This is a genomic window from Citrobacter sp. RHB25-C09 (assembly GCF_013836145.1).
Lineage (GTDB): Bacteria > Pseudomonadota > Gammaproteobacteria > Enterobacterales > Enterobacteriaceae > Citrobacter_A.
The window spans coordinates 480031-506207 of sequence record NZ_CP057483.1 but is presented as its reverse complement, the minus strand read 5'-3'; the positions used below and the strand labels follow the sequence as shown (position 1 = coordinate 506207).

General features: G+C 53.2%; 20 protein-coding genes. 4 read left to right on the top strand and 16 right to left on the bottom strand.

The annotated features are described in order from the left end of the window. Nucleotides 1-72: 72 nt before the first annotated feature. Entirely contained in the window at nt 73-2409 is a 2337-nt protein-coding gene (gene arcB / locus HVY19_RS02395) for an aerobic respiration two-component sensor histidine kinase ArcB (RefSeq protein ID WP_181682804.1), read from the bottom strand. 194 nt (nt 2410-2603) lie between these two features. Then, on the bottom strand, nt 2604-3533 hold the full coding sequence (locus tag HVY19_RS02390) for a TIGR01212 family radical SAM protein (RefSeq protein WP_181682803.1): 930 nt from the start codon (nt 3531-3533) through the stop codon (nt 2604-2606). A gap of 687 nt (nt 3534-4220) precedes the next feature. Here HVY19_RS02390 and gltB point away from each other — a divergent pair. The 4 genes from gltB (at nt 4221) to HVY19_RS02370 (ending at nt 12817) form a co-directional block, all read left to right on the top strand. Continuing rightward, nucleotides 4221-8681 carry a glutamate synthase large subunit gene (gene gltB, locus HVY19_RS02385; protein ID WP_181684200.1) on the top strand — a complete coding sequence of 1487 codons (4461 nt, stop codon included), beginning with the start codon at nt 4221-4223 and terminating at the stop codon, nt 8679-8681. A 9-nt stretch (nt 8682-8690) separates the two neighbouring features. Continuing rightward, nucleotides 8691-10109 (top strand): glutamate synthase subunit GltD, encoded by a 1419-nt coding sequence (gene gltD, locus HVY19_RS02380; protein WP_181682802.1) that lies wholly within the window; start codon nt 8691-8693, stop codon nt 10107-10109. A gap of 187 nt (nt 10110-10296) precedes the next feature. Beyond that, a complete protein-coding gene (gene codB, locus HVY19_RS02375; protein ID WP_181682801.1) occupies nt 10297-11547 on the top strand; it encodes a cytosine permease in 1251 nt (416 codons plus the stop codon). Continuing rightward, nucleotides 11537-12817 (top strand): cytosine deaminase, encoded by a 1281-nt coding sequence (locus tag HVY19_RS02370; RefSeq protein ID WP_181682800.1) that lies wholly within the window; start codon nt 11537-11539, stop codon nt 12815-12817. Before codB ends, HVY19_RS02370 begins: the two co-directional genes overlap by 11 nt. 85 nt (nt 12818-12902) lie before the next feature. Here HVY19_RS02370 and nanQ read toward each other — a convergent pair whose 3' ends face one another. From nanQ to rplM, 14 genes are all read right to left on the bottom strand, one after another. Beyond that, nucleotides 12903-13370: an N-acetylneuraminate anomerase gene (gene nanQ, locus HVY19_RS02365; protein WP_181682799.1), complete on the bottom strand. Its 468-nt coding sequence runs from the start codon at nt 13368-13370 to the stop codon at nt 12903-12905. After that, on the bottom strand, nt 13367-14242 hold the full coding sequence (nanK, locus tag HVY19_RS02360) for an N-acetylmannosamine kinase (protein WP_181682798.1): 876 nt from the start codon (nt 14240-14242) through the stop codon (nt 13367-13369). Before nanK ends, nanQ begins: the two co-directional genes overlap by 4 nt. Next, the gene (locus tag HVY19_RS02355) at nt 14239-14928 is read right to left on the bottom strand and encodes an N-acetylmannosamine-6-phosphate 2-epimerase (protein WP_181682797.1); all 690 of its coding nucleotides are present in this window, start codon (nt 14926-14928) and stop codon (nt 14239-14241) included. The genes nanK and HVY19_RS02355 overlap by 4 nt, the downstream gene beginning before the upstream one ends. 47 nt (nt 14929-14975) lie before the next feature. Further along, nucleotides 14976-16466: a sialic acid transporter NanT gene (gene nanT / locus HVY19_RS02350; RefSeq protein WP_181682796.1), complete on the bottom strand. Its 1491-nt coding sequence runs from the start codon at nt 16464-16466 to the stop codon at nt 14976-14978. A gap of 111 nt (nt 16467-16577) precedes the next feature. After that, a complete protein-coding gene (nanA, locus tag HVY19_RS02345; RefSeq protein WP_181682795.1) occupies nt 16578-17471 on the bottom strand; it encodes an N-acetylneuraminate lyase in 894 nt (297 codons plus the stop codon). Between the two features lie 283 nt (nt 17472-17754). Further along, a complete protein-coding gene (locus HVY19_RS02340) occupies nt 17755-18426 on the bottom strand; it encodes a DUF1120 domain-containing protein (protein ID WP_181682794.1) in 672 nt (223 codons plus the stop codon). A gap of 269 nt (nt 18427-18695) precedes the next feature. Then, nucleotides 18696-19478, bottom strand: coding sequence for a transcriptional regulator NanR (nanR, locus tag HVY19_RS02335; RefSeq protein ID WP_181682793.1), 783 nt, complete (start codon nt 19476-19478; stop codon nt 18696-18698). A 111-nt stretch (nt 19479-19589) separates the two neighbouring features. Next, nucleotides 19590-20150 (bottom strand): hypothetical protein, encoded by a 561-nt coding sequence (locus HVY19_RS02330; protein ID WP_181682792.1) that lies wholly within the window; start codon nt 20148-20150, stop codon nt 19590-19592. Next, a complete protein-coding gene (locus tag HVY19_RS02325; protein ID WP_181682791.1) occupies nt 20147-22570 on the bottom strand; it encodes a fimbrial biogenesis outer membrane usher protein in 2424 nt (807 codons plus the stop codon). The genes HVY19_RS02330 and HVY19_RS02325 overlap by 4 nt, the downstream gene beginning before the upstream one ends. A gap of 9 nt (nt 22571-22579) precedes the next feature. After that, nucleotides 22580-23284, bottom strand: coding sequence for a fimbria/pilus chaperone family protein (locus HVY19_RS02320; protein WP_181682790.1), 705 nt, complete (start codon nt 23282-23284; stop codon nt 22580-22582). Nucleotides 23285-23893: 609 nt separating this feature from the next. Next, nucleotides 23894-24391, bottom strand: coding sequence for a ClpXP protease specificity-enhancing factor (gene sspB, locus HVY19_RS02315; RefSeq protein ID WP_181682789.1), 498 nt, complete (start codon nt 24389-24391; stop codon nt 23894-23896). A gap of 5 nt (nt 24392-24396) precedes the next feature. Next, nucleotides 24397-25035, bottom strand: a complete 639-nt coding sequence (sspA, locus tag HVY19_RS02310) for a stringent starvation protein SspA (RefSeq protein ID WP_042998321.1) — start codon at nt 25033-25035, stop codon at nt 24397-24399. A 304-nt stretch (nt 25036-25339) separates the two neighbouring features. Beyond that, nucleotides 25340-25732 carry a 30S ribosomal protein S9 gene (gene rpsI, locus HVY19_RS02305; RefSeq protein WP_000829818.1) on the bottom strand — a complete coding sequence of 131 codons (393 nt, stop codon included), beginning with the start codon at nt 25730-25732 and terminating at the stop codon, nt 25340-25342. 15 nt (nt 25733-25747) lie between these two features. Further along, nucleotides 25748-26176, bottom strand: a complete 429-nt coding sequence (rplM, locus tag HVY19_RS02300; protein ID WP_181682788.1) for a 50S ribosomal protein L13 — start codon at nt 26174-26176, stop codon at nt 25748-25750. Nucleotide 26177 lies beyond the last annotated feature (1 nt).

Sequence of the window (26177 nt, the reverse complement as noted above, 5' to 3'; positions counted from 1 at the left end):
ATAATAACTTACGGCGCAGCCAAGATTTCCCTGGTGTTGGCGCAGTATTCGCGCACCCCGGTCAAGCCGGGGTCATTTTTTTCCAGCGTTTGCCACCCAGTTTTTCAGCACCGCTACATCGTGTTGCCACTCCTGCTTCATCTCTTCAATCCATTCCCCAACATTATCTTCCCACGCCGGGAGATCGGGTGACTGGATCTGCTGTCCTAGCTGTTGCAAATGACGAAGCCCAACGGACCCGGCAGCACCTTTAATTTTATGCCCCTCTTCTACTACGCCTTTTTTATCACGCGCGGTGAGGTTTGATTCCAGTACGCTTAAATAGCCCGGCATCATTTTTTCAAATACCGCCAGTCCATCTGTGATCAATTTCGGACCCACTAATTCGATATACTGTTCCAGCATCGGAATATCTAACAGCGCTTGTGATTTACTGCTCTCTTCAGAGTTCACCGGGCTCTCCTCTTCTTCCTGGGTATCCCAGTACTTTTTGATCATGGCGGTTAACGCCGGTACGGACAGCGGCTTGCTCAGCACGTCATCCATTCCGGCATCCAGATACTCTTTTTTATCTTTCAGTACGTTAGCCGTAAGCGCCACCAGCGGCGGCAGATCATCGCGGCTGTAGCGCTGGGTCAGTTCGCGTGAAATATCCAACCCGGTCATATCCGGTAACTGAATATCCAGCAGGACAAGGTCATATTCACCCGGCTTAAACATCTCCAGCGCCGCCTTCCCGGTCATGGCCACATCTACACTATTGCCGAGTTTTTCCAGCACCGAACGCGCCACAATCACGTTAAGTTCGATATCTTCCACCAGCAGCACGTTGAGCGCTGGCAGCGGTAAATCGTCTTCGTCGAACGCGTCCTCGACCTCTTCCGCCACGGCGGGTGCATTGACGGTGAGCGTAAAGACAGAACCTTTTCCGGGCTGGCTCGAAACGGTAATATCGCCACCCATATTTTTCGCCAGACGGCGCGAAACGGCGAGGCCAATCCCGGTACCGGTCGCCGGCTTCCCACCGTGCTGATCTTTCACCTGATAATACATGACGAATATTTTATCCTGCTCGCCTGGCGGAATACCGATACCGGAATCTTCCACTTCAAAATGCAGCGTCTTGCCATCGTCATAACGCACCCGCACCGTTACCTGCCCTTGCTGGGTAAATTTCACTGCGTTGCTGATAAGATTCCACAGGATTTGTCGCAAGCGCGTGCCGTCAGTGATGACCTTATGCGGCAGCGGCAGGGTCGGTTCAAGCACAAACCGCAACCCTTTCTGCTGCGCCTGCAAGCCGGAGAGGTTTTCCAGATCGGCCATAAAGCTGGTGAAATCGACGGGTTGATTATCGAGCTGGACTTTACGTCGCTCCATTTTATCCATATCAATGATATCGTTGAAGATATTACCTAACGTCACCGCCGATACGTGAATGGTTTTGAGGTATTTTTCCTGCTCAGCCGTCAGTTCAGTATCCAGCAAAATGCGGCTCAGCCCGACGATGCCGTTTAACGGTGTCCGCAGTTCATGACTGATGGTGGAAATAAAGGTGGTTTTATCGCGACTGGCGCGCTCAAGAGCATCCTGATAACGCTTGCGTTCGGTGATATCGCGGCCAAAGCCCATCAGGCCGTGACGCTTACCAACGCGATCATAATAGGGCACCTTACGAATTTCGAAACAGGCTTTACGCCCGTCCGGGTAGTCCAGCCACTGTTCATACGTCAGCGACACATTATGGCGAAAGACTTTTTCATCCGTTTCGATCACTTTTTCTGCCGCTTCAGGCGAGTAAACGTCAGCGGGTTTTAAATTCACCAGCTGCTTTTCGCTTTTACCTGTCAGTAATTCCATTGCCCGGTTACAGCCGGAAAACTCTTTGTCTTCGTTGCGATAAAAGACCAGATCGGGTGAAGCATCGAGAAAGGAGCGCAAAAAAGAGGATTGTTGCTCAAGCTGAATTTGCGCTTCTTCACGCTCCTGGATTTCAACTTTGAGCTGTTCAAACGTCGACTGGCGTTCTGCCTCCGCCTTTTCACGATCGGCAATCTCCTGATTAAGCTGCGCGATGTTGTCTTTAAGCTGGACGTTGAGTTTGAGGTCGCGTTCGCGCATCTCTTCCAGCTTTTGGACCAGCCGCGAGAGTCGCTGTCGGGACTCTTCCAACTGTTCGACCACCACCGACAAGAAATAGACGGCCCAGGGGGTGATGAGCAGCCCAAAGAAAATGGAACGGATAACGTCGATTTGTTCGACACGTCCATGCAATACCATGGTGACGGCCATTTGCACCACAATCGCCAGCACGACCAGGGCTAATGCCAGCAGCAGCGAGAAACGCACCAGACCCAGTTTCATCATCAGGTCCACATAATACTGCGCCAGCATACGAATTTGCTTCATCAGGAATTTCCTTTACGACAATCTGGCACAATAATACTCAATTCTGGGCATGACGTTGAAGATTGTGCAAAAAATGCGGAGGTTATCGGTGAAAATGATCGACGAGGGGGTAGTGCCCGTAGGCATGATAAGCGCAGCGCCATCAGACACAGTATTGCCGGATGGCGGCTTTGCTTTATCCGACCAGGGGGAAGTTAACGCTCCGGCGGCACCCACGGTGAACCCAGTGCTGAACCCTGTACGCCGTGTTCATTCAGATAGCGATCCAGCTCGACCATTCCGGTCCAGCGATTTTCACACCACAGCGGTGCCAATAACGTCGGGCGGCGGGCGCTGGCGGAGATGCGATGATAAATCACCTCCGGCGGCGTATGGCGGATCATTTCACCGGCGGTAACCGTGTAATCCTCCAGCGCAATGCCGTTGAGACGCCCAGCTTCCCAGGCTTTTGCCATGATGCTGCCTTTAACAATGTGCAACGGGTGCAACTTGATACCATCCACGCCAGTCTCGACCACCTGTTCGAGGGTTTGCAGGCATTCTGCTTGTCCCTCACCCGGCAGGCCGACGATCAAATGTGCACAGACCTTCAGTCCGCGCTCGCGTGCCAGCCGGGTAGTGTGCTGATAACAGGCAAAATCATGGCCGCGATTAATACGGTGCAGCGTTTTGTCGTGCGCGGTTTGTAATCCCAGTTCTAACCAGACTTCGTAACCCTGATCGTGATATTCACAGAGCAAATCGAGCACCGCATCCGGCACACAGTCGGGCCGCGTCCCCACGCAAAGGCCGACAATACTGGCCTGGTTCACCGCCTGCTGATACATCGAACGCAGCACCTGGACTTCCGCAAAGGTGCTGGTGTAAGCCTGAAAATAAGCGAGGTAGCGTTTGGCACGGTTCACCAGATGCGCCTGACGTTCAAGCTGCTCGGCGATCGAATGGTGTTGCTGTGCTTCATCGGCAAAAGAGGCGACATTACAGAAAGTGCAACCGCCACGTCCGATAGTGCCATCACGGTTTGGGCAGCTAAACCCGCCGTGTAGCGTCAGTTTATGAACCTTTTGCCCGTAACGACGAGAAAGATCCCCACCAAACATATTGACTAATTTCTGTAACTGCATAATCTGATAGACCGCGCCTTATAAAGAGGCCAAAGCCTGCCATTTTTTGCCCTTTCCGGCGATGACCTGGATCAATCGCCCCGGCAGGCTTTTATCATTTGCATATTCAAGCATTTTTAACGATATTTCATTCACAACCCACTCAAGCAATTTTCTTTTATTCCCAACTACTTTTTTTATCTTCTGACGCTTATTGCGCAAAAACGGTATTTTGAATTACCAATGAAGTATTAACCAGCATAAATAGCTAGATTAAGCGGCTAATCAAGCGAAGATAAGGCTTAACCGGCCTCTCTTTTAGTGAGAGAGATCACACTCACTGTCTTGTTCCTGAAGCGTTAAAACCCTGTAAAAATCAGATTATTATCAATAATTTCATAGCGATACATGCGCTATGGCACATTTTTCGAGACATAAGCTTGCCATTTGACCTGTGTGTGGAATCCCGATAAGTTGGAAATCCGCTGGAAGCTTTCTGGATGAGCGGTGTGCTCATCATATTTATGCAGTAATTGAGATTCCCTCTGACAGCAAGTCCTCAAACTTGTTTGACCTAAGCGCAATGGATCAAGAGGGCGAATGCGAGGTACGCGTATGAAACGCAAACCCCGTCGCCATGCTCTTGCTGTGCCTGTGCGCCAACGGTATCGGCAGGGGATCACGCAGAGCCTGGGGAGGTTCACAGATATGTTGTACGATAAATCCCTTGAGAAGGATAACTGTGGTTTCGGCCTGATCGCCCACATAGAAGGCGAACCTAGCCACAAGGTAGTGCGTACCGCCATACACGCACTGGCCCGTATGCAGCACCGTGGTGCCATCCTCGCTGACGGTAAAACCGGCGACGGTTGTGGCCTGCTGTTGCAAAAACCTGACCGCTTTTTTCGCATCGTCGCCGAAGAGCGCGGCTGGCGTTTAGCCAAAAACTACGCGGTCGGGATGATCTTCTTAAATAAAGATCCCGAACTGGCCGCGGCGTCACGCCGTATTGTTGAAGAAGAACTCCAGCAGGAAACCCTGTCAATTGTCGGCTGGCGCGATGTGCCAACCAACGAAGGCGTGCTGGGTGAAATCGCCCTCTCCTCTCTGCCGCGTATTGAACAAATTTTTGTGAACGCCCCTGCGGGCTGGCGTCCACGCGATATGGAACGCCGTCTGTTCATCGCCCGTCGCCGCATCGAAAAGCGTTTGCAGGAAGATAAAGACTTCTACGTTTGTAGCCTGTCGAACCTGGTGAACATTTATAAAGGTCTGTGTATGCCGGCGGATTTGCCGCGCTTTTACCTGGACCTCGCGGATCTGCGCCTGGAATCAGCCATCTGCCTGTTCCATCAGCGCTTCTCCACTAACACCGTGCCGCGCTGGCCGCTGGCGCAGCCGTTCCGCTATCTTGCGCACAACGGCGAGATCAATACCATTACCGGTAACCGTCAGTGGGCGCGTGCGCGTACCTATAAATTCCAGACGCCGCTGATCCCTGACCTGCATGACGCCGCGCCGTTTGTTAACGAAACCGGCTCCGACTCCAGCTCCATGGATAACATGCTGGAACTACTGCTAGCCGGTGGGATGGACATCGTGCGCGCCATGCGTCTGCTGGTGCCGCCTGCCTGGCAGAACAACCCGGATATGGACCCTGAACTGCGCGCCTTCTTCGACTTTAACTCCATGCACATGGAACCGTGGGACGGCCCGGCAGGGATCGTGATGTCGGACGGGCGTTTTGCCGCCTGTAACCTCGACCGTAACGGTCTGCGTCCGGCGCGTTATGTCATTACCAAAGACAAACTGATCACCTGCGCTTCAGAAGTCGGCATCTGGGACTACCAGCCTGACGAAGTCGTGGAAAAAGGCCGCGTTGGGCCAGGCGAACTGATGGTGATCGACACCCGGGGTGGGCGCATTCTTCACTCCGCCGAAACCGATGACGACCTGAAAAGCCGCCACCCGTATAAAGAATGGATGGCGAAAAACGTGCGTCGTCTGGTGCCGTTTGAAGATCTGCCGGATGAAGAAGTCGGCAACCGTGAGCTGGACGACGATACGCTTGCCAGCTATCAGAAACAGTTTAACTACAGCGCCGAAGAGCTGGACTCGGTGCTTCGAGTCCTCGGCGAAAACGGCCAGGAAGCCGTCGGTTCAATGGGAGACGACACCCCGTTTGCCGTGCTATCCAGCCAGCCGCGCATTATTTATGACTATTTCCGCCAGCAGTTCGCCCAGGTGACCAACCCGCCTATCGATCCGCTGCGTGAAGCTCACGTTATGTCGCTTGCCACCAGCATCGGTCGCGAGATGAACGTCTTCTGCGAAGCGGAAGGCCAGGCGCACCGTCTGAGCTTTAAGTCACCGATTTTGCTCTATTCCGATTTCAAACAGCTCACCACCATGACAGAGGAGCACTATCGCGCCGATCGGCTTGATATTACCTTCGACGCGACGCAAACCACGCTTGAAGAGACGGTCAAAGCGCTGTGCGATACCGCCGAACAAATGGTGCGTAGCGGCACGGTGCTGCTGGTGCTCTCGGATCGTAATATCGGTAAGAACCGCCTGCCGGTTCCGGCACCGATGGCCGTTGGCGCGGTGCAAGCGCGTTTGGTTGAACAGAGCCTGCGCTGCGACGCCAACATCATCGTCGAAACCGCAAGTGCGCGCGATCCGCACCACTTCGCGGTGCTTCTCGGCTTTGGCGCAACGGCCATTTATCCTTACCTGGCCTACGAAACGCTGGGGCGTCTGATCGACACTCACGCGATTGCCAAAAACTACCGCACCGTGATGCTGAACTACCGTAACGGCATCAACAAAGGGCTGTATAAAATCATGTCCAAAATGGGCATCTCGACCATCGCCTCCTACCGCTGTTCCAAACTGTTTGAAGCGGTCGGTCTGCACGATGACGTGGTGAACCTCTGTTTCCAGGGCGTGGTCAGCCGCATCGGTGGCGCGGGCTTTGCCGACTTCCAGCAGGATCTACTGAACCTGTCGAAACGCGCCTGGCTGGCACGCAAGCCGATTAGCCAGGGCGGCCTGCTGAAGTACGTCCACGGTGGCGAGTACCATGCCTATAACCCGGACGTGGTGCGTACGCTGCAACAGGCGGTACAGAGTGGTGAATACAGCGACTATCAGCAGTATGCCGCGCTGGTCAACGAACGCCCGGCGACGACGTTGCGTGACCTGCTGGCGATCGCCCCGGGTGATGAAGCGGTGAGCATCGACGATGTCGAACCGGCCAGCGAACTGTTCAAACGCTTTGATACCGCCGCGATGTCCATCGGCGCCCTGAGTCCGGAAGCGCACGAAGCGCTGGCGGAAGCGATGAACAGCATCGGTGGGAACTCTAACTCCGGTGAAGGCGGTGAAGATCCGGCGCGCTACGGCACCAACAAAGTCTCCCGTATCAAGCAGGTTGCCTCCGGTCGCTTTGGCGTCACCCCGGCGTATCTGGTGAACACCGATGTAATTCAAATTAAAGTTGCCCAGGGCGCGAAGCCAGGCGAAGGCGGTCAGCTCCCGGGTGATAAAGTCACGCCTTACATCGCCAAACTGCGTTATTCGGTACCGGGCGTGACGCTCATCTCCCCGCCGCCGCATCACGATATCTACTCTATCGAGGATTTAGCGCAGCTGATTTTCGACCTGAAACAGGTTAACCCAAAGGCCATGATCTCCGTGAAGTTGGTTTCCGAACCGGGCGTGGGCACGATTGCTACAGGCGTGGCAAAAGCCTATGCGGATCTGATCACCATTGCCGGTTATGACGGTGGTACGGGTGCCAGTCCACTCTCTTCCGTTAAGTACGCGGGCTGTCCGTGGGAGCTTGGCCTGGTGGAAACCCAGCAGGCGCTGGTCGCTAACGGCCTGCGTCATAAGATCCGTTTGCAGGTCGACGGCGGCCTGAAAACCGGCGTGGATATCATTAAAGCGGCAATACTCGGTGCAGAAAGCTTCGGCTTTGGGACCGGCCCGATGGTCGCTCTCGGCTGTAAATACCTGCGTATTTGCCACCTGAACAACTGTGCCACCGGTGTCGCAACTCAGGACGAAAAACTGCGTAAGAACCATTACCACGGCCTGCCGTTCAAAGTGACCAACTACTTTGAATTTATTGCTCGCGAAACCCGCGAACTGATGGCGCAGCTGGGCGTGAAACGCCTGGTAGACCTGATTGGCCGCACCGACCTGCTCAAAGAGCTGGAAGGCTTCACGGCCAAGCAGCAGAAGCTGGAATTGTCCCGTCTGCTGGAGACCGCGGAGCCTAAGGCGGGCAAAGCGCTTTACTGCACCGAGAACAACCCGCCGTTTGATAACGGCGTGCTGAATGCGCAGCTATTGCAGCAGGCAAAACCGTTTGTCGATGAGCGCCAGAGCAAAACCTTCTGGTTTGATATTCGCAACACCGACCGCTCCGTTGGCGCGTCGCTGTCGGGTTATATCGCCCAGACGCACGGCGATCAGGGGCTGGCATCGGATCCGATTAAAGCACACTTTAACGGTACCGCAGGTCAGAGCTTCGGCGTCTGGAATGCGGGCGGCGTTGAGCTGTACCTGACTGGCGATGCGAACGACTATGTCGGTAAAGGCATGGCGGGCGGTCTGCTGGCAGTGCGTCCTCCGGTGGGTTCTTCCTTCCTCAGTCATAAGGCGAGCATTATCGGTAATACCTGTCTGTACGGCGCAACCGGCGGTCGTCTTTACGCCGCAGGCCGCGCGGGTGAGCGTTTCGCGGTGCGTAACTCCGGCGCCATCACCGTTGTGGAAGGGATTGGTGATAACGGTTGTGAATATATGACCGGTGGCATCGTCTGCATCCTCGGCAAAACCGGGGTGAACTTCGGCGCAGGTATGACCGGCGGCTTTGCCTACGTGCTGGACGAAGATGGCGAGTTCCGTAAGCGCGTGAATCCGGAACTGGTTGAAGTGCTGGGCGTGGATGAACTGGCGATCCACGAAGAGCATCTGCGTGGGCTTATTACCGAACACGTGCAGTACACCGGCTCCCAGCGCGGGGAAGAGATTCTGGCGAACTGGTCAGCGTTTGCCGCTAAGTTCGCGCTGGTTAAGCCAAAGTCCAGTGATGTCAAAGCACTGTTGGGTCATCGTAGTCGTAGCGCAGCTGAGCTGCGCGTGCAGGCGCAGTAAGGGGTCATCATGAGTCAGAACGTTTATCAATTTATCGACCTGCAGCGCATTGAACCGCCGAAGAAGCCGCTGAAGATCCGCAAGATCGAGTTTGTGGAAATCTACGAACCGTTTTCGGAAGGCCAGGCCAAAGCGCAGGCGGATCGCTGTCTTTCCTGCGGTAACCCGTACTGTGAGTGGAAGTGCCCGGTTCATAACTACATCCCGAACTGGCTGAAGCTTGCCAATGAAGGACGCATCTTTGAAGCTGCGGAACTCTCACACCAGACCAACACCCTGCCGGAGGTGTGTGGTCGCGTCTGTCCGCAGGATCGTCTGTGCGAAGGTTCCTGTACCCTGAACGATGAGTTTGGCGCGGTGACCATCGGCAACATTGAGCGCTATATCAACGATAAAGCGTTTGAGATGGGCTGGCGTCCGGATATGACCGGCGTTAAGCAAACCGACAAGCGCGTAGCCATTATCGGTGCCGGCCCGGCTGGGCTAGCCTGCGCCGACGTCCTCACTCGCAACGGCGTGAAGGCGGTAGTGTTTGACCGTCATCCGGAGATTGGCGGCCTGCTGACCTTTGGTATTCCCGCCTTTAAGCTGGAAAAAGAGGTCATGACCCGCCGCCGTGAGATATTCACCGGGATGGGTATTGAGTTCAAACTGAACGTCGAAGTCGGTCGTGACGTGCAACTCGACGAGCTGCTGAAAGAGTACGATGCCGTATTCCTCGGCGTCGGTACCTACCAGTCGATGCGCGGCGGACTGGAAAACGAAGACGCTGACGGCGTGTTCGACGCCCTGCCGTTCCTGATCGCCAATACCAAGCAGATTATGGGCTTCGGCGAAACGACCGACGAACCGTTCGTCAGTATGGAAGGCAAGCGCGTCGTGGTTCTCGGCGGTGGCGATACCGCGATGGACTGCGTGCGTACCTCGGTTCGCCAGAAGGCGACGCATGTTACCTGTGCCTACCGTCGCGATGAAGAGAACATGCCCGGCTCACGGCGCGAAGTGAAAAACGCGCGTGAAGAAGGCGTTGAGTTCCAGTTCAACGTGCAGCCGCTGGGGATTGAGGTGAATGCCAACGGCAAGGTGAGCGGCGTGAAGATGGCGCGCACCGAGATGGGGGCACCGGATGCGAAGGGTCGTCGCCGCGCGGAGATCGTCGCGGGTTCCGAGCACGTGGTGCCGGCTGATGCGGTAGTGATGGCGTTTGGCTTCCGTCCGCACAGCATGGAATGGCTGGCAAAACACAGCGTCGAGCTGGATTCTCAGGGACGCATTATCGCCCCGGAAGGTAGCGACAACGCGTTCCAGACCAGTAACCCGAAGATCTTCGCCGGTGGCGACATCGTGCGCGGTTCGGATCTGGTGGTTACCGCCATCGCCGAAGGCCGTAAAGCGGCTGACGGGATCCTGAATTATCTGGAAGTGTAAGCCCCTCTGACTCCCCAGCAGAAGCATAACGCGGATAGCTGGGGAGCCTGTTTTCAATAACATACCTTTTAGTCAGCGATATCCTTTTCCTCATAAATGCGCTGTAAATCCAGACGTAAACGTTTGCATTCATCTAAAAAATGTATATTATGCGGCGGATTTTTTGGCCAAAACTCAAGGAGGCGTTGTGTCGCAAGATAACAATTATAGCCAGGGCCCCGTCCCTCTGGCGGCGCGGAAAGGCGTGGTTCCACTCACTTTTGTGATGTTAGGATTAACGTTTTTTTCCGCCAGTATGTGGACCGGAGGCACACTCGGTACCGGTCTTTCCTATAATGATTTCTTCCTCGCAGTTCTCTTCGGCAATCTCCTCCTCGGTATATACACTGCTTTTCTTGGCTTTATCGGCGCAAAAACCGGCCTCTCAACCCATCTTCTAGCCCGTTACTCATTCGGTATAAAAGGCTCCTGGCTTCCCTCCATGCTATTAGGCGGTACGCAGGTCGGATGGTTTGGCGTTGGCGTGGCGATGTTTGCCATCCCGGTGAGTAAAGCGACAGGCATTGACGTGAATATCCTGATTGCGGTTTCCGGCCTGTTGATGACGTTGACCATTTTCTTTGGTATCTCGGCGCTGACGATTTTATCCATCATCGCTGTACCTGCTATTGTCATCCTGGGAAGCTATTCCGTCTGGCTGGCGGTGGACGGCGTAGGAGGTTTAGATCATTTAAAATCCATTGTGCCGCAGACGCCGCTCAACTTTTCCAGCGCGCTGGCGCTGGTTGTCGGTTCGTTTATCAGCGCAGGCACGCTGACCGCCGACTTCGTCCGCTTTGGTCGCAATGCTAAAGGCGCTGTCCTTGTGGCGATGGTGGCCTTTTTCCTTGGCAACTCGCTGATGTTTATCTTCGGTGCGGCAGGTGCTGCTGCAGTAGGACAGGCCGATATTTCTGACGTGATGATCGCTCAGGGACTGCTGCTGCCGGCGATTGTCGTTCTCGGCCTGAATATCTGGACCACCAACGACAACGCGCTGTATGCCTCGGGTCTGGGTTTCGCCAATATTACCGGCCTTTCCAGCCGTACGCTGTCGGTGGTTAATGGCATTATCGGTACGCTGTGCGCACTATGGCTATACAACAACTTTGTTGGCTGGCTGACCTTTCTGTCGGCAGCGATTCCGCCGATTGGCGGGGTGATTATCGCCGACTACCTGATCAACCGCCGCCGCTATGCCAGCTTCGACCACGCAAAATTTGTGTCCGTTAACTGGATTGCCATTTTATCGGTCGCCCTGGGTATTGCTGCCGGGCACTACATTCCGGGAATTGTCCCCGTAAACGCAGTATTGGGTGGCGTCTTCAGCTATTTGGTGTTAAACCCATTCGCCAAACGTACCCTTGCTAACCCTTCGGAGGTTTCCCATGCAGAATAATTCCCTCACTATCCGTCAGGCCCGTTTGCAGGGGCAAGAGGGTTTATGGCAAATCACGATTGAGAACGGACGCTTCAGCCGTATCGTTCCTCAGGAAACCGCCTCTGCGCCAACCGGTGAGGTGCTGGACGCCGAATGCGGACTGGCTATCCCCCCATTCGTCGAACCACATATTCACCTGGATACGACACAAACGGCGGGCGAACCGAACTGGAATCAGTCAGGCACCCTTTTCGAGGGAATCGAGCGCTGGGCCGAACGTAAAGCGATGCTCACCCATGAAGACGTTAAAACCCGCGCTATGCAGACCCTGAAATGGCAGATCGCCAACGGCATCCAGTACGTACGTACACACGTTGACGTGTCAGATCCCACCCTTACGGCGCTAAAAGCCATGCTGGAGGTGAAGCAGGATGTCGCCCCGTGGGTCGATCTGCAAATTGTGGCATTCCCGCAGGAAGGCATTCTGTCTTATCCGAACGGTGAAGAGTTGCTAGAGGAAGCCGTGCGTTTAGGGGCGGATGTCATCGGCGCGATCCCTCACTTTGAATTTACGCGTGAGTATGGCGTCGAGTCACTGCATAAAACGTTCGCCCTGGCGCAGAAGTACGACCGACTGATCGATGTCCACTGTGACGAGATTGATGATGAGCAATCGCGCTTCGTTGAAACCGTCGCCGCGCTGGCGCATCGTGACGGAATGGGTTCGCACGTGACCGCCAGCCATACCACGGCGATGCACTCCTATAATGGCGCGTATACGTCCCGACTGTTCCGCTTGTTGAAAATGTCTGGCATTAACTTCGTGGCAAACCCGCTGGTGAACACGCATTTGCAGGGCCGTTTTGATACCTACCCCAAACGCCGCGGCGTAACGCGCGTGAAAGAGATGCTGGAAGCGGAGATCAACGTCTGCTTTGGGCATGATGACGTTTTCGATCCGTGGTATCCGCTGGGAACTGCGAATATGCTTCAGGTCCTGCATATGGGGTTACACGTCTGTCAGTTGATGGGCTACGGACAAATAAACGATGGACTTAACCTGATCACCACCCACAGCGCGAAAACACTACACTTGCAGGACTATGGCCTGAGCGTGGGGAATTCAGCAAATCTGGTGATTCTCCCGGCAGAGAATGGGTTTGATGCGGTTCGTCGTCAGACGCCTGCACGATATTCTGTTCGTCACGGCAAGGTGATTGCCGAGACAGTGCCCAGTCAGACAACCTTGCACCTGACGCAGCCGGAAGCGGTGACGTTTAAACGCTAGAACGTGGGTAACATTGCCGGATGGCGGCGTGACCGCCTTATCCGGCCTACAGGCCTGATAAGCGAAGCGCCATCAGGCATACAAACTACGCGTCCAGCAAGCTGGCGCGTACCTTCACCACCACTTTCTTAATTTCGCCCGGTTCACGAATTGCGCAGCCTGGCTTATGCGGTTCCCCGGGCATAAAGACGGCAAACATGCCCGGTTGCAGCGTGACGGACTGTTTATCTGTGATCTCATTGCAAAGCTGGTAATCCTCTTCGGCATGGAACGTTTCACACTGACGTGCTGAACCCATAACGCCGAACTGGATGCGCTCCTCTCCCGATAATAGCAACTGGATATCAATGTACTGTTCATGCAGTTCCGCTTTTTTCTCGGCCGGAAACTGCGTAGTGAACGTCATCACATTCATAAAGATATCGTCACCGCGAAGCTCTACGCGTCCGGGTGTTTTTTCCTGCGGTCTTGCCGTCAGGGCAAGCGTTAGCGCCTCCTGAAGTACAGGATGCAAACCGGTGGACGGTAACGAACGGACTTCACCCAGAATCATTTTTTATCTCCTTGAGCCAGCAGCGCCGCGCCCAGCAACCCTGCGTCATGACGATAGTGTGCCGCGCTAAGTTCAACATGATAGACCGCAGGCATTTGCGTAAGATAAGCACGCACCTGCGACAAATAGCCTTCAGCCAGACCTACGCTGCCGCCAATCACGACGCGCTGGCAGTCGGTTACCGCCTTTGTATCCGCAATCAGTCGCGCTAACACCTGCGCGGACCGTTGAACCAGCGTGCAAGCCTGTTCATCACCTTCTGCCGCGCGGGCAAAAATAGTTTTGGCGTCACACCCCGCAAGATGCCCCTGTGCAGCGGCAGAAATTCCGCGCCCTGAGGCGATGGCCTCGACGCACCCCACCCGACCACAGCCGCATACCGGTCCGTTGGGATCGGCCAGCGTATGTCCGAGATGCCCAGCCAGTCCGCCGCTTCCGGTCACCAGCCTTCCATTACTGACGACGCCACCTCCCACGCCGGTTGAAACGGTCAGGAACACCATGTCCTCGATCTCATCCGCAATTGCATGGTATTCCGCCCATGCCGCAGCCTGAGCGTCATTAATGGCTAATGTCGGCAAACCCGCGATCTCTTCAAGTGTCTGCACCAGCGGAAAGTGTAGCAATCCCCCCAGATTTTGCGGGTTAATCGCCAGCAGGTTACCTTCGCGGATAATCCCCGTTGAGGCGATGGCCACCCGGCGCGCCTGATGCTGTATCGGCTCCACCAGCGCTTTTAGCGCTTCTCGCAGCGCCTCTGGTGTTTTACTGGCGGGCGTCGGAAGTTCCCTCCGCAACCGGATCGCTAAATCGTTATCCACCAGTGCGGCGGCAAGTTTGGTACCGCCTATGTCTATTGCCAGCGTCGTCATAGCACCGCCTTTTTCAGCGCCGTGTTATACCACTCGCAGATGTGCTCCAGCCGGGTAATAGCAGAACCGACCGTTACCGCCCAGGCACCGTGGCGCATGGCTTCTGCGGCCTGTGCTGGGGTGTTGTATCGCCCTTCGGCAATCAACCGACAGCCGGCATCGCTTAACGATTTCACTAATGCCAGATCCGGCTCTTCCGGTATTACCGGTGTGGTATAGCCTGAAAGCGTAGTACCAATGATTTCTGCCCCGAGCGTCTGACAGGCCAGACCGTCCTCCTGTGAGGAGCAGTCGGCCATCGCCAGCAGTTGATGATGGTGGATACGCGCCAACAGCGTCTCTACCGGCACCGGACGCGGACGATCGGTCCCGTCAATGGCGATAATATCCGCGCCCGCCTCCGCCAACGCATCGACATCCTCCAGAAACGCGGTAATGCGCACAGGAGAATTGTCCAGATCGCGCTTGAGAATACCGATAATCGGCACGGAAACGACAGCGCGTGTCGCCCGTAGGTTTTCAATACCTTCAATACGCAGCGCGACTGCGCCCGCCTGTTCTGCCGCCAGCGCCATTGCCGCGACAATCTCAGGTTTTTCCAAAGGACTACCAGGAACCGGCTGGCAGGAGACGATCAGACCGCCATGCGCGGCAATGCTTTTATCCAGTTGTGCAAGTAACGACATAGATCTTCCCTTACGAATTTTGCCCGGCACAAGGCCGGGCAAGCGGATCAACTTTTGCTTTTGACTAAGGCGCTTTTGTCGCCGCCGAACGGCACGGCCCCGCTAAACGGCTTGCCGTCGATGGCATCATGGGTACGAATCGCTTCCGGTCGCAGCCAGCGCTGTACGCGGGACGGCATATCCAGACCAATCAGCAGGATCACCACAAAGGTCAGGCTGAAAGAGAGCGAGCCGAGCGCGGTGCCTAAATCCAGACGCTGTGCGATCAGCGCTCCCAGGATCGGTGCCAGCGCGCCGCCCAGGGCTCCAACGTTATAGGTAAAGCCCAGCCCTGCCGCTCGCTGATCGGTATCGAAGTAGCCGCCAATCAGCTTCGGTAAGATCCCCGATATCCCTTGTCCCAGCATCTGCTGGAAAAACAGCAGCAACCCCAGTACCCATACGTTGGTTCCACCAATCGCAAATACTGGAATGATCAGCACCTGCGAGGCCAGGAGGCTACAGACATAGGCTTTCCGGGTGCCCAGCCAGTCGCCGAGGAAACCGCCCACGCAACAACCGACCGCTGCGCCAAAGCCGCTGAAGAAGAGCACCCGCGCCACGGTTGAAGGATCGTAAGCCAGCTCGGTTTTCAGGTAGGTTGGAAGCAGCGCCTGTATCGGCCATGAGTAGAGGAAAGCAAACAGTACGACGACCATCAACATCACGCCCGTCGGCCAGCGCTTGCCGCTGCTTTGCACCATAAAGCTAATAAAGATGATTGCGCACAGCAGGCCGAGAACCGCGACAATCGCCGCATTTTGCAGATTGCCCGCGAAACAGAACCACAGTGCGCCGGCAGCGGCTGCCGTCATCAGCATGTTGATAATGCGATGTTCGCCGCGATAAAGAATATCGACCATCGTACGTACTGGCGCTTTACCTTCGTGTTTCTCTTTCCAGTCCTCTGCTTCCGGGATGTTTTTACGCAGCCAGAGGGCGAAAATGATGGGCAGGATGCCAATGAAGAACAACGCGCGCCAGCCCCAGACCGGTACCACCAGGCTGTAGACCTGGGCCGCCAGAACCGCGCCTACCGAGAAACCAGAGATCAAAAAGCCGCTGGCTTTATTACGTAAATGCTTCGGCCAGCTTTCAATGACATAGGTGGCGCTGGAGCCATATTCGCCCGCCATCCCCATGCCAATCACCAGACGGGCGATAAACATAGTGGTATAGCCTGGCGCAAAACCGCAGGCCAGGGTCCCTACCGAAAACAAGATAATACTGGTGACCATTGCCAGGCGACGCCCGTAACGGTCGCCCATCGCGCCCAGCATTAGCCCGCCAAACCAGCGTGAAATAAAAGCTGCCGAAATCAGGCTTGCCGCCTGAACCGTCGTTAGGCCGAATTCGCCCTGTACTTCGGTCAGCACAAGGGCAATTAACACAAAATCAAAACCATCCAATAAATATCCCAGCCAGGCGGCAGAGAACGCCCGCCATTGGGCCCGGTTGAGATGGCGATACCACGGAATGCTTTGGGTAGAAGTACTCATTTTACTCTCCCGACAATTCTTGCTGTGATGCCGGATGGCGACGTAGCCTTATCCGGCCTACACGTTATGTTTTGTAGGCCGGGCAAGCGAAGCGCCCCCGGCTGTTCGCGGTTACACCTTCTCTGCCATCAATTGCTGAGCCAGCGCCTTCAGTTCCGGTAGATACTTCTCATCTACTGGAGCAAACGGCTTACGGCACAGTGGGACAGACACAACGTCCATATAGTGCAGAACCGTTTTCAGCCCACGGAATACGCCGGTTTTAATAAGCAGATCGATAACCTTATTGCACTCTTTTTGCAGCTTTTGTGCGGTCTGGATGTCACCTTCTTTGAGCGCTTTCACAATTCCCAGATATCGCCAGCCCATAATGTTGTATGTGCTGCCGATACCACCGTCTGCCCCCGCCAACAGGCCGGAAGCAAATATTTCGTCATAGCCGTTGTAAAGCACCAGATCCGGATGCGCGCGGCGGATCTGCTCCATCTGATACAGATCCCCTGACGTCTGCTTCAGCGCGCCAACGCCCGGTAAGGTCACGAGCGTGTTGATCTGATCCAGCGATAGCTTCACGCCACTCAGCGCAGGAATGTTATAGACCACCATCGGCAAACCATCCGCAGCATCAATGATTGCCCGGTAATGATCGCAATGCTCGTCAAAGCTGAATGGGTAGTAGAACGGGGTCACCGCGGAAACGGCATCAAAACCATAACGGTGCGCCGCGCGGGCTAACTGCTGGCTCTCATCGGTACTCACCGTACCCACATGCGCAATCAGCGTGACTTTCCCCTTTGCCTCATCGGCAACGACTTCCAGCACCTGCTCTCTTTCCGCAACGCTCTGCACGAAGGCTTCCCCCGTCGAGCCGCCGACATACAGCCCATCAATTCCCTGCGCGACGTTGAAACGCACCAGACGGCGCAGGCTTTCAATATCCAGTTTCTGCTGGTTATCGAAAGGGGTTAACAATGCTGGCATTACGCCTCGTAAATCTTTTGCCATAACGACCTCTGTCAATGATTAGTGTTATCTGACTACATACCTTTATACCTGTTATACCAGATCAAATAAGCAGCGGTGCAATACAGAACGCGTATATTGCGATCCATCTCACTAAACGATCGTCAGGATCGTCTTTGGACAGGGGGGAGTGTGGCCAGTCAGGGAGGCAATGAGAGTGTCAATTGGCGCAAAGACCTGAAGAACCGGTCCTGAAGATAAAAAAGGAGAATAAATACCTTGTACTTATTCTCCGTAAGAACGAACGCTTAAGCGTAATTAACGATTAAAGATACTTCAGCGTGAAAGTCGCCTGACCGTCCAGGTTTGTATCGTCGGTAATCGCCAGCGTTGCGGTATTTTGCACAGCCGTTGAAACCGCCATCGGGACTACCAGTTGTGAAAACGCTAACGGCGTGGTCTGACCCGTTGCTGCGACAGTCACGACCTGGCTCGCATTATTTTGCATCAGGTTGCCAACATCTGACCATGATACGCCATTGTCATCACTGTAAATAGCAGACACAGTTGTTCCATCGGCGACTACGCTGTCTGTTTTAAGGAACATACTGTAGTTACCAATATTCACATTGTCTGCGGTCTTATTCAGACCAAACAGATTAACCGGCTGGACAATATCATTACCGGTAAATGAGCCATTTTTAACCACGATGTTTGGTGCAGTACCAGAACGGTCATCCACTACGGTAAAGCCCACTTTAGACGGAGATGAACAATTGATGGTTACCGAGAAATCCCGGAGCCCCAGTTGGTTGACATCTGTGGAGCTCAACGATGCAAGAGCAATTGAACCATAATCCACCACTCCGCCGTTGCTAATTTCGGGCGTACAGGCAGCGTTAGTCAACGTTCCTTTTACCTTCAGGACCGCAGTGTCCGCTGCAAATGCTGAAGAAACGCACATAGAAAGAACGGTGGCTAATATTACTTTTTTCATTAGTTATTCCTTAACTCTATTTAATTGATGTTTAGCAAAATATATATACTTTTACGTCCACAAGTTATAATCATGTCCCTTTATGATTATTCAGGACGTTTTAGCATCATATCAGCATGACAAAAACAATCAATTTAGGAATACTTAATAAAAAATTCAGATCTATTCTTTCTGTAAATCCCAGGAATTAGGTTAATACATTCAAATATTATTAAGAATAAAAAAGACCAAAATAAAAAAGCAAAATAGTTAAAGCAGTTATACAACATTTATTTTCGCAATTTTTTATTTTGACCAAGAGCGTGCCAGGTCGCGGAAACGCTGTTGAGATGAGTCTGAAGCGCACGATCGGCTTCATCCGGATCGCGCTGACGAATGGCTTCAACAATGGCAATATGCTGCTGATAACTTACGCTATTGTGCTCATACAGCTCACGATCGGGTACGGTCGGACGCGCGGCGATCAGCCAGTCAAGAAGGGCGACATGGATCGCCATGAAGATCGGGTTGCCGGGCATCTCGGCCAGGATGCGGTGAAAATCGACGTCAGATCGGATGAACAATGCGTTATCTTCCAGCGACTGGCTGTTAATCTCCAGCGCCTTCGCCAGCAGATCGATTTGCTCATCGGTGGCGTGTTCTGCGGCGTAGCGCACCAGGCTGGATTCAAAAAACAGGCGCAGCTGCTCAAAATGGGCAATTCCGCCTGGATGCGCGAGGAAATCTTTCGCCATGCCGGAGAGTTCGCTGATAATGGTATCGGCGGAAGGACGCGATACGCGAGCGCGCTCGCCGTTATTGATTTGCACCAGACCTTTACGTTTGAGCGCTGCCAGCGCTTCACGTACCGAAGGACGCCCCACGTTGAAAAAGGTCATCAGTTCCCGCTCGGACGGTAGCTGTTCGCCTTCGCCAAACTCCCGACGACGAATCATCTGTTCCAGCTCTTCTTCAACCATTTCGGATAGCTTTTTCCGCGCCAGCGGACGACGGCGTAAGCTACGACCAATGGTTTCAGTCGAGTTTTCAGCGGTGGGATCGGTCGGTTTCATTGCATTCCAGTGCCATTGAAGGAAAACGATTCATCATAACACAGGAAATCCGAGGGGGCGAAACGGTGCCTTACTGTGCTTGTTGCAGTATAAGGCACATGAGTTAAGTTATTATTTAGTCAATATTTTCCAGGTCAGATCGCTTTCCAGTGGCGTCACGTCCGTCGCGTTTCTGAACGCGGTATCTTTCAGTACCGGGAAGATCGTCACCGTGAAGCTCATCTGCTGCGCGACAGGCACCTGATTGTTCTCCACCGCAACAACGGCTTCGTTATTTTTCAGGTATAACGACGTGGCGGCATCGCCCTGGGGCGTTAAGTTAACCTGGTCGAGAGTTTTACCCGCGTGGTAGTTTTTGCCATCAACAACCACGTTGTCGATTTTGATGGCAACACCGCCCTTCTCGCCAAACAGAAAGCGGCCTTTCTCACCCGCTACGCCCTGGACCAGCACACCGATCTGCTTTTCATCCGGGCAGTAGACGTTGACGTTAACTTCGCGCTCCGGCATTTTGTGCCAGTCCTGCTGGCTCATCACAATGTTGTCACGCTGCAACTGGTGATAATCTATCACCGATTGTGAAAGCGTGATATTGCAGTCATCGGCAAGCGTCAGGCCGGGCAAAAAGAGTGCCAACAGTGCCGCTAACTTGATTCCAGGCTGAATTCTCATCGGCATACTCCGTTTACTTCTTCGTAGAAAGCGTCTTCATCTCGCGTGTCGCTTAGGGTGTAATGGATCTGACACAACTGCTTGTTGTTATCATCCATAGCGTATAGCGCCTTCAACTGATCGGCATCAGTCAGGAAGACGTGACCATCATCGACGGTCGTCACAACATAATTGCCTTTATCGTCCACAATCGACACGCCCTTCGCCAGCGGAGTACCGTCAGCCTGCTTCACTCGCAGCATTACGCGGCGACTGTTAAGCACTTTAAAGGTGACTTCACTTACTGACGCATGCGCAGCGGCAACATACTTGGTCCCGTTCGCCAGCGTCATGCTCTGAGGCAGTTTATTGGCATCGACTTCGAGGCGAGAATTACGCCATTCCGTCAGTCCCGGCACTACCGCCTGTCCCCAGCGATCGGTCCAGACCGTTCCCTGCGGTGTGGAGATTTCTACTCCGCTCTTTGGCTCGCTCAGTTTGGCGATGGCGAAGGTATCTCTGATTGTGTAAGGCGAGAATGTGACCCCGTCTTTGTGCATCGCGATACCGCCGGACAGAGTCGCGTTATAGTTACGCTGATTATCGGCACCAGTCCCACCGCCTAAGCCGAGTTGGGTATAATGCAGATTAGACGTGATGTTGCCGTTAAAGCTGTTCTCGTGAGCATCGTCGTCGCGATCGGCAGAGATGTAGTAATTGGTGTTGTCGCCAATGGCTCCGCTGTTCGCGATGCCGTAACTGGTACTGTCACCCTGCTTACGCATATAGGAACTGATACTTTGTGAGCCGCCGAGAGGGATGCTCAGGTTGACATACAGCATGTCGTCATCCTGATCGTCATCGTCGTCATTGTTACCCACGGCCGTCTGCCAGTTTACGGTGACAGAGGCATACTTGAAGGTTTTCCCCCAGGTGAGCAGCAGGTAACGCGAATCGGGCGTATCCCCCGAACTTTGGTTGTAGTTGAACCCGGCACTGAAAGCACCTGCCATATCAGAAGAGAAATTGATATTACCCGAGTAGGTGTTATCGCTGGCGTCAAAATCATCGTCCATTGCTTCGGATAATTCGCGATATCCCCCGCTGTAATGCGTCGCGCTGGCCGAAAGGCCGATATTCTCGCCCAGAGATAAATCACTTTGTAACTCAGTTTTCACGCCGCTGTTGCTGTCACCAAAGTTCGACTTACTGGCCGCTGCGCTGGTCGAGACGCCCCAGGAATCCGTTATCATGAATTCGGTTCTGCCGCCAACGGCCTGGTAGTCTTCCGCCGCCGCGCCGGAAGCCAGGAAGTTCATCCACGGGAAAATACGCCAGCCGTCGGAGACATTGACGACCAGCGGATCGTCATAATCGCTGTCAATGTTCCGCACCTGGCCCGCAGAAACGGTCAATCCTTGGGGACGCGAAAGCCGCTGCGCTCTGACAGAGGCCGCAGGGACAATGTAGTGATTCTTGCTGCCATCCGTTTCCACAACGGTGACGTCAAGATCCACGTTGTTGCGAACCATCGGCACGTCATCCAACGTGAAGGGACCCGCCGGCACTAAGGTACTGAAAATAAGCTGCCCGGTTTGACGAATTTCTACGCGTGCCTGCGAAGAACGCGCGATACCCGACACTGTCACCCCGCTACCGTCTTTTTGCAGACCGCGCGTCGGCATCAACTGGATACCCGTGATGGGTACCCCGCTTAGCACCTGTGACATGGCGTTAATCTCACCGACCTGCATGGTTAAACGCTGCGAGACAAATACATGTTCAGCGTAGGTGTAAATGCTTTCTGCATTTTTTTCACCATCATCATCCGTCAGGATATAACGGCTGCGCAGCGACCAGTCCATAGCATTGAACCCGGCTTCCAGACTGGCCTGGGAATATTGACTGCTATCGCTATCGTACTCGTTGCGGGTACTAAACAATGAATAATTCAGCAGACCGGCGGTACCGCCATGCTGGAAGTTTTTGACATCCGCCGTCAGGCTGTTGACCGCTTCCTGCGGGACATACAACTCTACGGCCTCCTGGTTCGGCAGCGAGTTGACCACGGCCTGCGCATAATCACTACGAATATCATGGCACGTTTCGTTCGCTTTCAGCGGAACTGGCATCAACCCGGCGAATTCAATAAAATCATTATCGACACACAGTACGCCTTCATCATTGAAGCGCACTGCAGCCGTACCGCGCTCCTTACCGTTGACTTTAATTTGCACCGAGTGCGTTCCCGGCAGGAACCGCGGCGCTTTCGCAAAGTAATGGTTGAGATCGGCACTCAGGCCTCGGGATTCCAGGATCCCCGTATCAAACGTCACTTCCCTCGCATGGAGGGAAGTCGAAATCAGTAGCACCAGAGGTAACGTGCCGCAAATTATCGCGTGGACATAAAGTGCAAGGCGGCTTTTTTTACACACCGTCATATCCCTTTATTATTTATTTAAATCCGTTATAAAGCTGGGTACTTCCACCCCGTAGCGGCTTGCCGGGAAGAATTTAACTTTGCTGTCACCGCCTGCACTTTTATTTAAGGTCGCAGTAAGAGTTTCACCAGGCAGGATGTAGGTTTTCTTCAGTTGACCGACCGCACCAGAAGGTTGTAATACAACATTCTGCGCAAGGCGCACGACGTACTTGCTCGGGTTATTCACCTTCAGCGACGTCCCGTTGGCATTCCACTTCAGCTCTTTCCAGGCATCGGTTACCACCGCTAATTTTGCCGGGCGGATCAGCACTGGAATATCCTGGCGAAGGTTAATGCCAATCTTTATTTTTTTATCATCACTTTTAGGCGGAATGCCTTCGAAGGTCACACGTTTATAATGTTCAACGTTCAACGGTTCTTTGGTTTGCAAAATAAAACGAAGCTGCTGCGTCTGGCCAGGTTCAAGACGAACGACGGGTTGCGTGACAATCAGTTTCAGACCCTGGTCGTCAGGTAAATCAATGACATTAGTGTAAAGAAGAGAAGGATTGCTGTCCGTATTTTTGACGTTAATGGTTCCGCTGTGTGTTGCTTCATCTATAACAAGCAAACTGGTTTCCGGCACCATACCAGCGGCATGAGTGGAGAACTGCACAGAAAATAAGGCAGCAGTAAACAGTGTGTTGAATATTACTTTTTTAAAGCATGACATATTAGTAAATCCTTAGAAATTTACAGCATAACAATCCATGTTTATCGTGCTGTTAAAAAGAGAGTACATACTCTATGCATTGACTCCCGGGTTTATTTAACTCACGTTACTCTGAAAAAGATTACAGATATTTCAGGCTGATGGTCTGCTGACCATCCAGGTGGGTATCAGCAGCAAATGCGAAGGCAACACAAAGAGACAGAGCCGTGGCGAGTACACTCTTTTTCATTTGTGAGTCCTTAACATATGAGCAATTAGAATATCCTGTTTAGCACCGAATAATGTAATCTAACGACTAATGAGAATGTCGCGGGTAGATATGCAATATAGTATTTATTTTGGGAATACTTTCAATTTAGGATTATTAATAATTATATTAAGATTGGCTTATAACATACGTCAGAAATATAAAAAACAAAAAATCAAATGAATTGTCGATCAATAATATTCACCAAAACCATTAAATAACAAAAAAAACCTTTTGTTTATGATAATGTCAAAAGTAAAACATATTAATAATTGATTGCATAATGTTATTTTGTAGCCATTCTCAGCAATAAAAAAACCAGCCAGGTGAATATAACTGGCTGGTTTTTTAAGTAGCTAAAATTATTTTACAACACGAAGCGCAGGACGACCGCCACGCGGAGGCGGATCATCATCTGGCGTATTGTCGTCGTCATGATCCGGCTTATCGCCGTCTATAACCGACATGACCGTTTCGCTTTCAACACCAGACGCTACGTCGTCGTCATTCAGACTGGCAACGTCTTCATCATACGCAGCTTCCGGTTCAAACATCGTACCGGCGCCGTTTTCACGTGCGTAAATCGCCAGCACGGCGGCGAGCGGGACGGAAACCTGGCGAGGTACACCGCCGAAGCGCGCATTAAAACGCACTTCGTCGTTAGCCAGTTCGAGATTCCCCACCGCACGCGGCGCGATGTTCAGGACTATTTGCCCGTCACGCGCATATTCCATTGGAACATGCACGCCTGGCAACGTCACATCCACCACCAGGTGCGGCGTGAGCTGGTTGTCGAGCAACCACTCATAGAAAGCGCGCAACAGATACGGACGACGTGGTGTCAGTTGTGACATATCCATAGGCATTAACCCCGGCCGAGACGCATTTCACGTTCGGCTTCAGTTAATGAAGCCAGGAATGAATCACGCTCGAAGACGCGGGTCATGTAGCCTTTCAGCTCTTTCGCACCCGCCCCGCTGAACTCAATACCCAGCTGCGGCAAACGCCACAGCAGCGGCGCCAGGTAGCAATCGACCAGGCTGAACTCATCGCTCAGGAAGTACGGTTTCTGACCGAATACCGGCGCAATCGCCTGCAATTCTTCTCGCAGCTGTTTACGCGCAACGTCAGCTTCTGACGCAGACCCGTTCACGATGACGTTCATCAGCGTATACCAGTCTTTTTCGATACGGTGCATGTACAGGCGGCTTTCACCACGCGCAACCGGGTAAACCGGCATCAGCGGCGGATGAGGGAAACGCTCATCCAGATATTCCATAATGATGCGAGATTCCCAAAGGGTCAGCTCACGATCTACCAGTGTCGGGACGCTCTGATTCGGGTTGAGGTCAATCAGATCCTGCGGCGGATTGTCCTTTTCCACATGCTCGATCTCAAAACTTACACCTTTCTCAGCCAGCACAATGCGGACCTGATGGCTATAGATGTCAGTAGGACCAGAAAACAGCGTCATTACCGAACGTTTGTTGGCAGCGACAGCCATGAAAACCTCCAGGTATATTCAGAATTTTTACTGCTACCGGCCATCGCATGGCCAGTCAGAAGTGAAGTCACCCACTTCGGAATAGTCATCATCGTTCAAAAAGCAAACAAAAAATGAGCAATACCCGATATTTGGGCAGAAAATTGGATGATAGTTTACCAGATTTTGTGACCTTTGTGGTGAGTCGATTCTGGAAAAGGGGAAAAAGAGACGCCAGTCAGCGTATTACGCCAAATCCAGCCATAAAAAAACCCGCCGAAGCGGGTTTTTACGTCTGTAGCAATCTGCCAGAGGCAGACAACCATTAACGTTTGGAGAACTGCGGACGACGACGTGCTTTACGCAGACCGACTTTCTTACGTTCAACCTGACGAGCGTCACGAGTAACGAAGCCAGCTTTACGCAGTTCAGAACGCAGAGACTCATCGTACTCCATCAGAGCGCGGGTGATACCGTGACGGATCGCACCAGCCTGACCAGAGATACCACCACCTTTAACAGTGATGTACAGATCCAGTTTCTCAACCATGTCGACCAGTTCCAGCGGCTGACGAACTACCATGCGGGCAGTTTCACGACCGAAGTACTGTTCCAGAGAACGTTGGTTGATAACGATTTTGCCGTTGCCCGGTTTGATGAACACGCGAGCTGCGGAACTTTTGCGGCGACCAGTGCCGTAGTATTGATTTTCAGCCATTGCCTATAATCCCGATTAGATGTCAAGAACTTGCGGTTGCTGTGCCGCGTGGTTGTGCTCGTTGCCTGCGTAAACTTTCAGTTTACGGAACATAGCACGACCCAGCGGGCCTTTTGGCAGCATGCCTTTAACCGCGATTTCAATCACACGCTCAGGACGGCGAGCAATCATCTCTTCAAAGGTCGCTTCTTTGATACCACCGATGTGACCGGTGTGGTGATAGTACACTTTGTCAGTACGCTTGTTGCCAGTTACAGCAACTTTGTCAGCGTTCAGAACGATGATGTAATCACCGGTATCTACGTGCGGAGTGTATTCCGCTTTATGCTTACCGCGCAGGCGAGAAGCCAGTTCAGTAGCCAGACGGCCCAGAGTTTTACCGGTCGCGTCAACAACATACCAGTCGCGTTTTACGGTTTCTGGTTTAGCTGTAAAAGTTTTCATT

Coding starts and splice junctions, on each gene's coding strand:
- arcB (WP_181682804.1), bottom strand. CDS start 2,409: ATGAAGCAAATTCGTATGCTGGCGCAGTATTATGTGGACCTGATGATG.
- HVY19_RS02390 (WP_181682803.1), bottom strand. CDS start 3,533: ATGCAGTTACAGAAATTAGTCAATATGTTTGGTGGGGATCTTTCTCGT.
- gltB (WP_181684200.1), top strand. CDS start 4,221: ATGTTGTACGATAAATCCCTTGAGAAGGATAACTGTGGTTTCGGCCTG.
- gltD (WP_181682802.1), top strand. CDS start 8,691: ATGAGTCAGAACGTTTATCAATTTATCGACCTGCAGCGCATTGAACCG.
- HVY19_RS02370 (WP_181682800.1), top strand. CDS start 11,537: ATGCAGAATAATTCCCTCACTATCCGTCAGGCCCGTTTGCAGGGGCAA.
- nanQ (WP_181682799.1), bottom strand. CDS start 13,370: ATGATTCTGGGTGAAGTCCGTTCGTTACCGTCCACCGGTTTGCATCCT.
- nanK (WP_181682798.1), bottom strand. CDS start 14,242: ATGACGACGCTGGCAATAGACATAGGCGGTACCAAACTTGCCGCCGCA.
- HVY19_RS02355 (WP_181682797.1), bottom strand. CDS start 14,928: ATGTCGTTACTTGCACAACTGGATAAAAGCATTGCCGCGCATGGCGGT.
- nanT (WP_181682796.1), bottom strand. CDS start 16,466: ATGAGTACTTCTACCCAAAGCATTCCGTGGTATCGCCATCTCAACCGG.
- nanA (WP_181682795.1), bottom strand. CDS start 17,471: ATGGCAAAAGATTTACGAGGCGTAATGCCAGCATTGTTAACCCCTTTC.
- HVY19_RS02340 (WP_181682794.1), bottom strand. CDS start 18,426: ATGAAAAAAGTAATATTAGCCACCGTTCTTTCTATGTGCGTTTCTTCA.
- nanR (WP_181682793.1), bottom strand. CDS start 19,478: ATGAAACCGACCGATCCCACCGCTGAAAACTCGACTGAAACCATTGGT.
- HVY19_RS02330 (WP_181682792.1), bottom strand. CDS start 20,150: ATGAGAATTCAGCCTGGAATCAAGTTAGCGGCACTGTTGGCACTCTTT.
- HVY19_RS02325 (WP_181682791.1), bottom strand. CDS start 22,570: ATGACGGTGTGTAAAAAAAGCCGCCTTGCACTTTATGTCCACGCGATA.
- HVY19_RS02320 (WP_181682790.1), bottom strand. CDS start 23,284: ATGTCATGCTTTAAAAAAGTAATATTCAACACACTGTTTACTGCTGCC.
- sspB (WP_181682789.1), bottom strand. CDS start 24,391: ATGGATATGTCACAACTGACACCACGTCGTCCGTATCTGTTGCGCGCT.
- sspA (WP_042998321.1), bottom strand. CDS start 25,035: ATGGCTGTCGCTGCCAACAAACGTTCGGTAATGACGCTGTTTTCTGGT.
- rpsI (WP_000829818.1), bottom strand. CDS start 25,732: ATGGCTGAAAATCAATACTACGGCACTGGTCGCCGCAAAAGTTCCGCA.
- rplM (WP_181682788.1), bottom strand. CDS start 26,176: ATGAAAACTTTTACAGCTAAACCAGAAACCGTAAAACGCGACTGGTAT.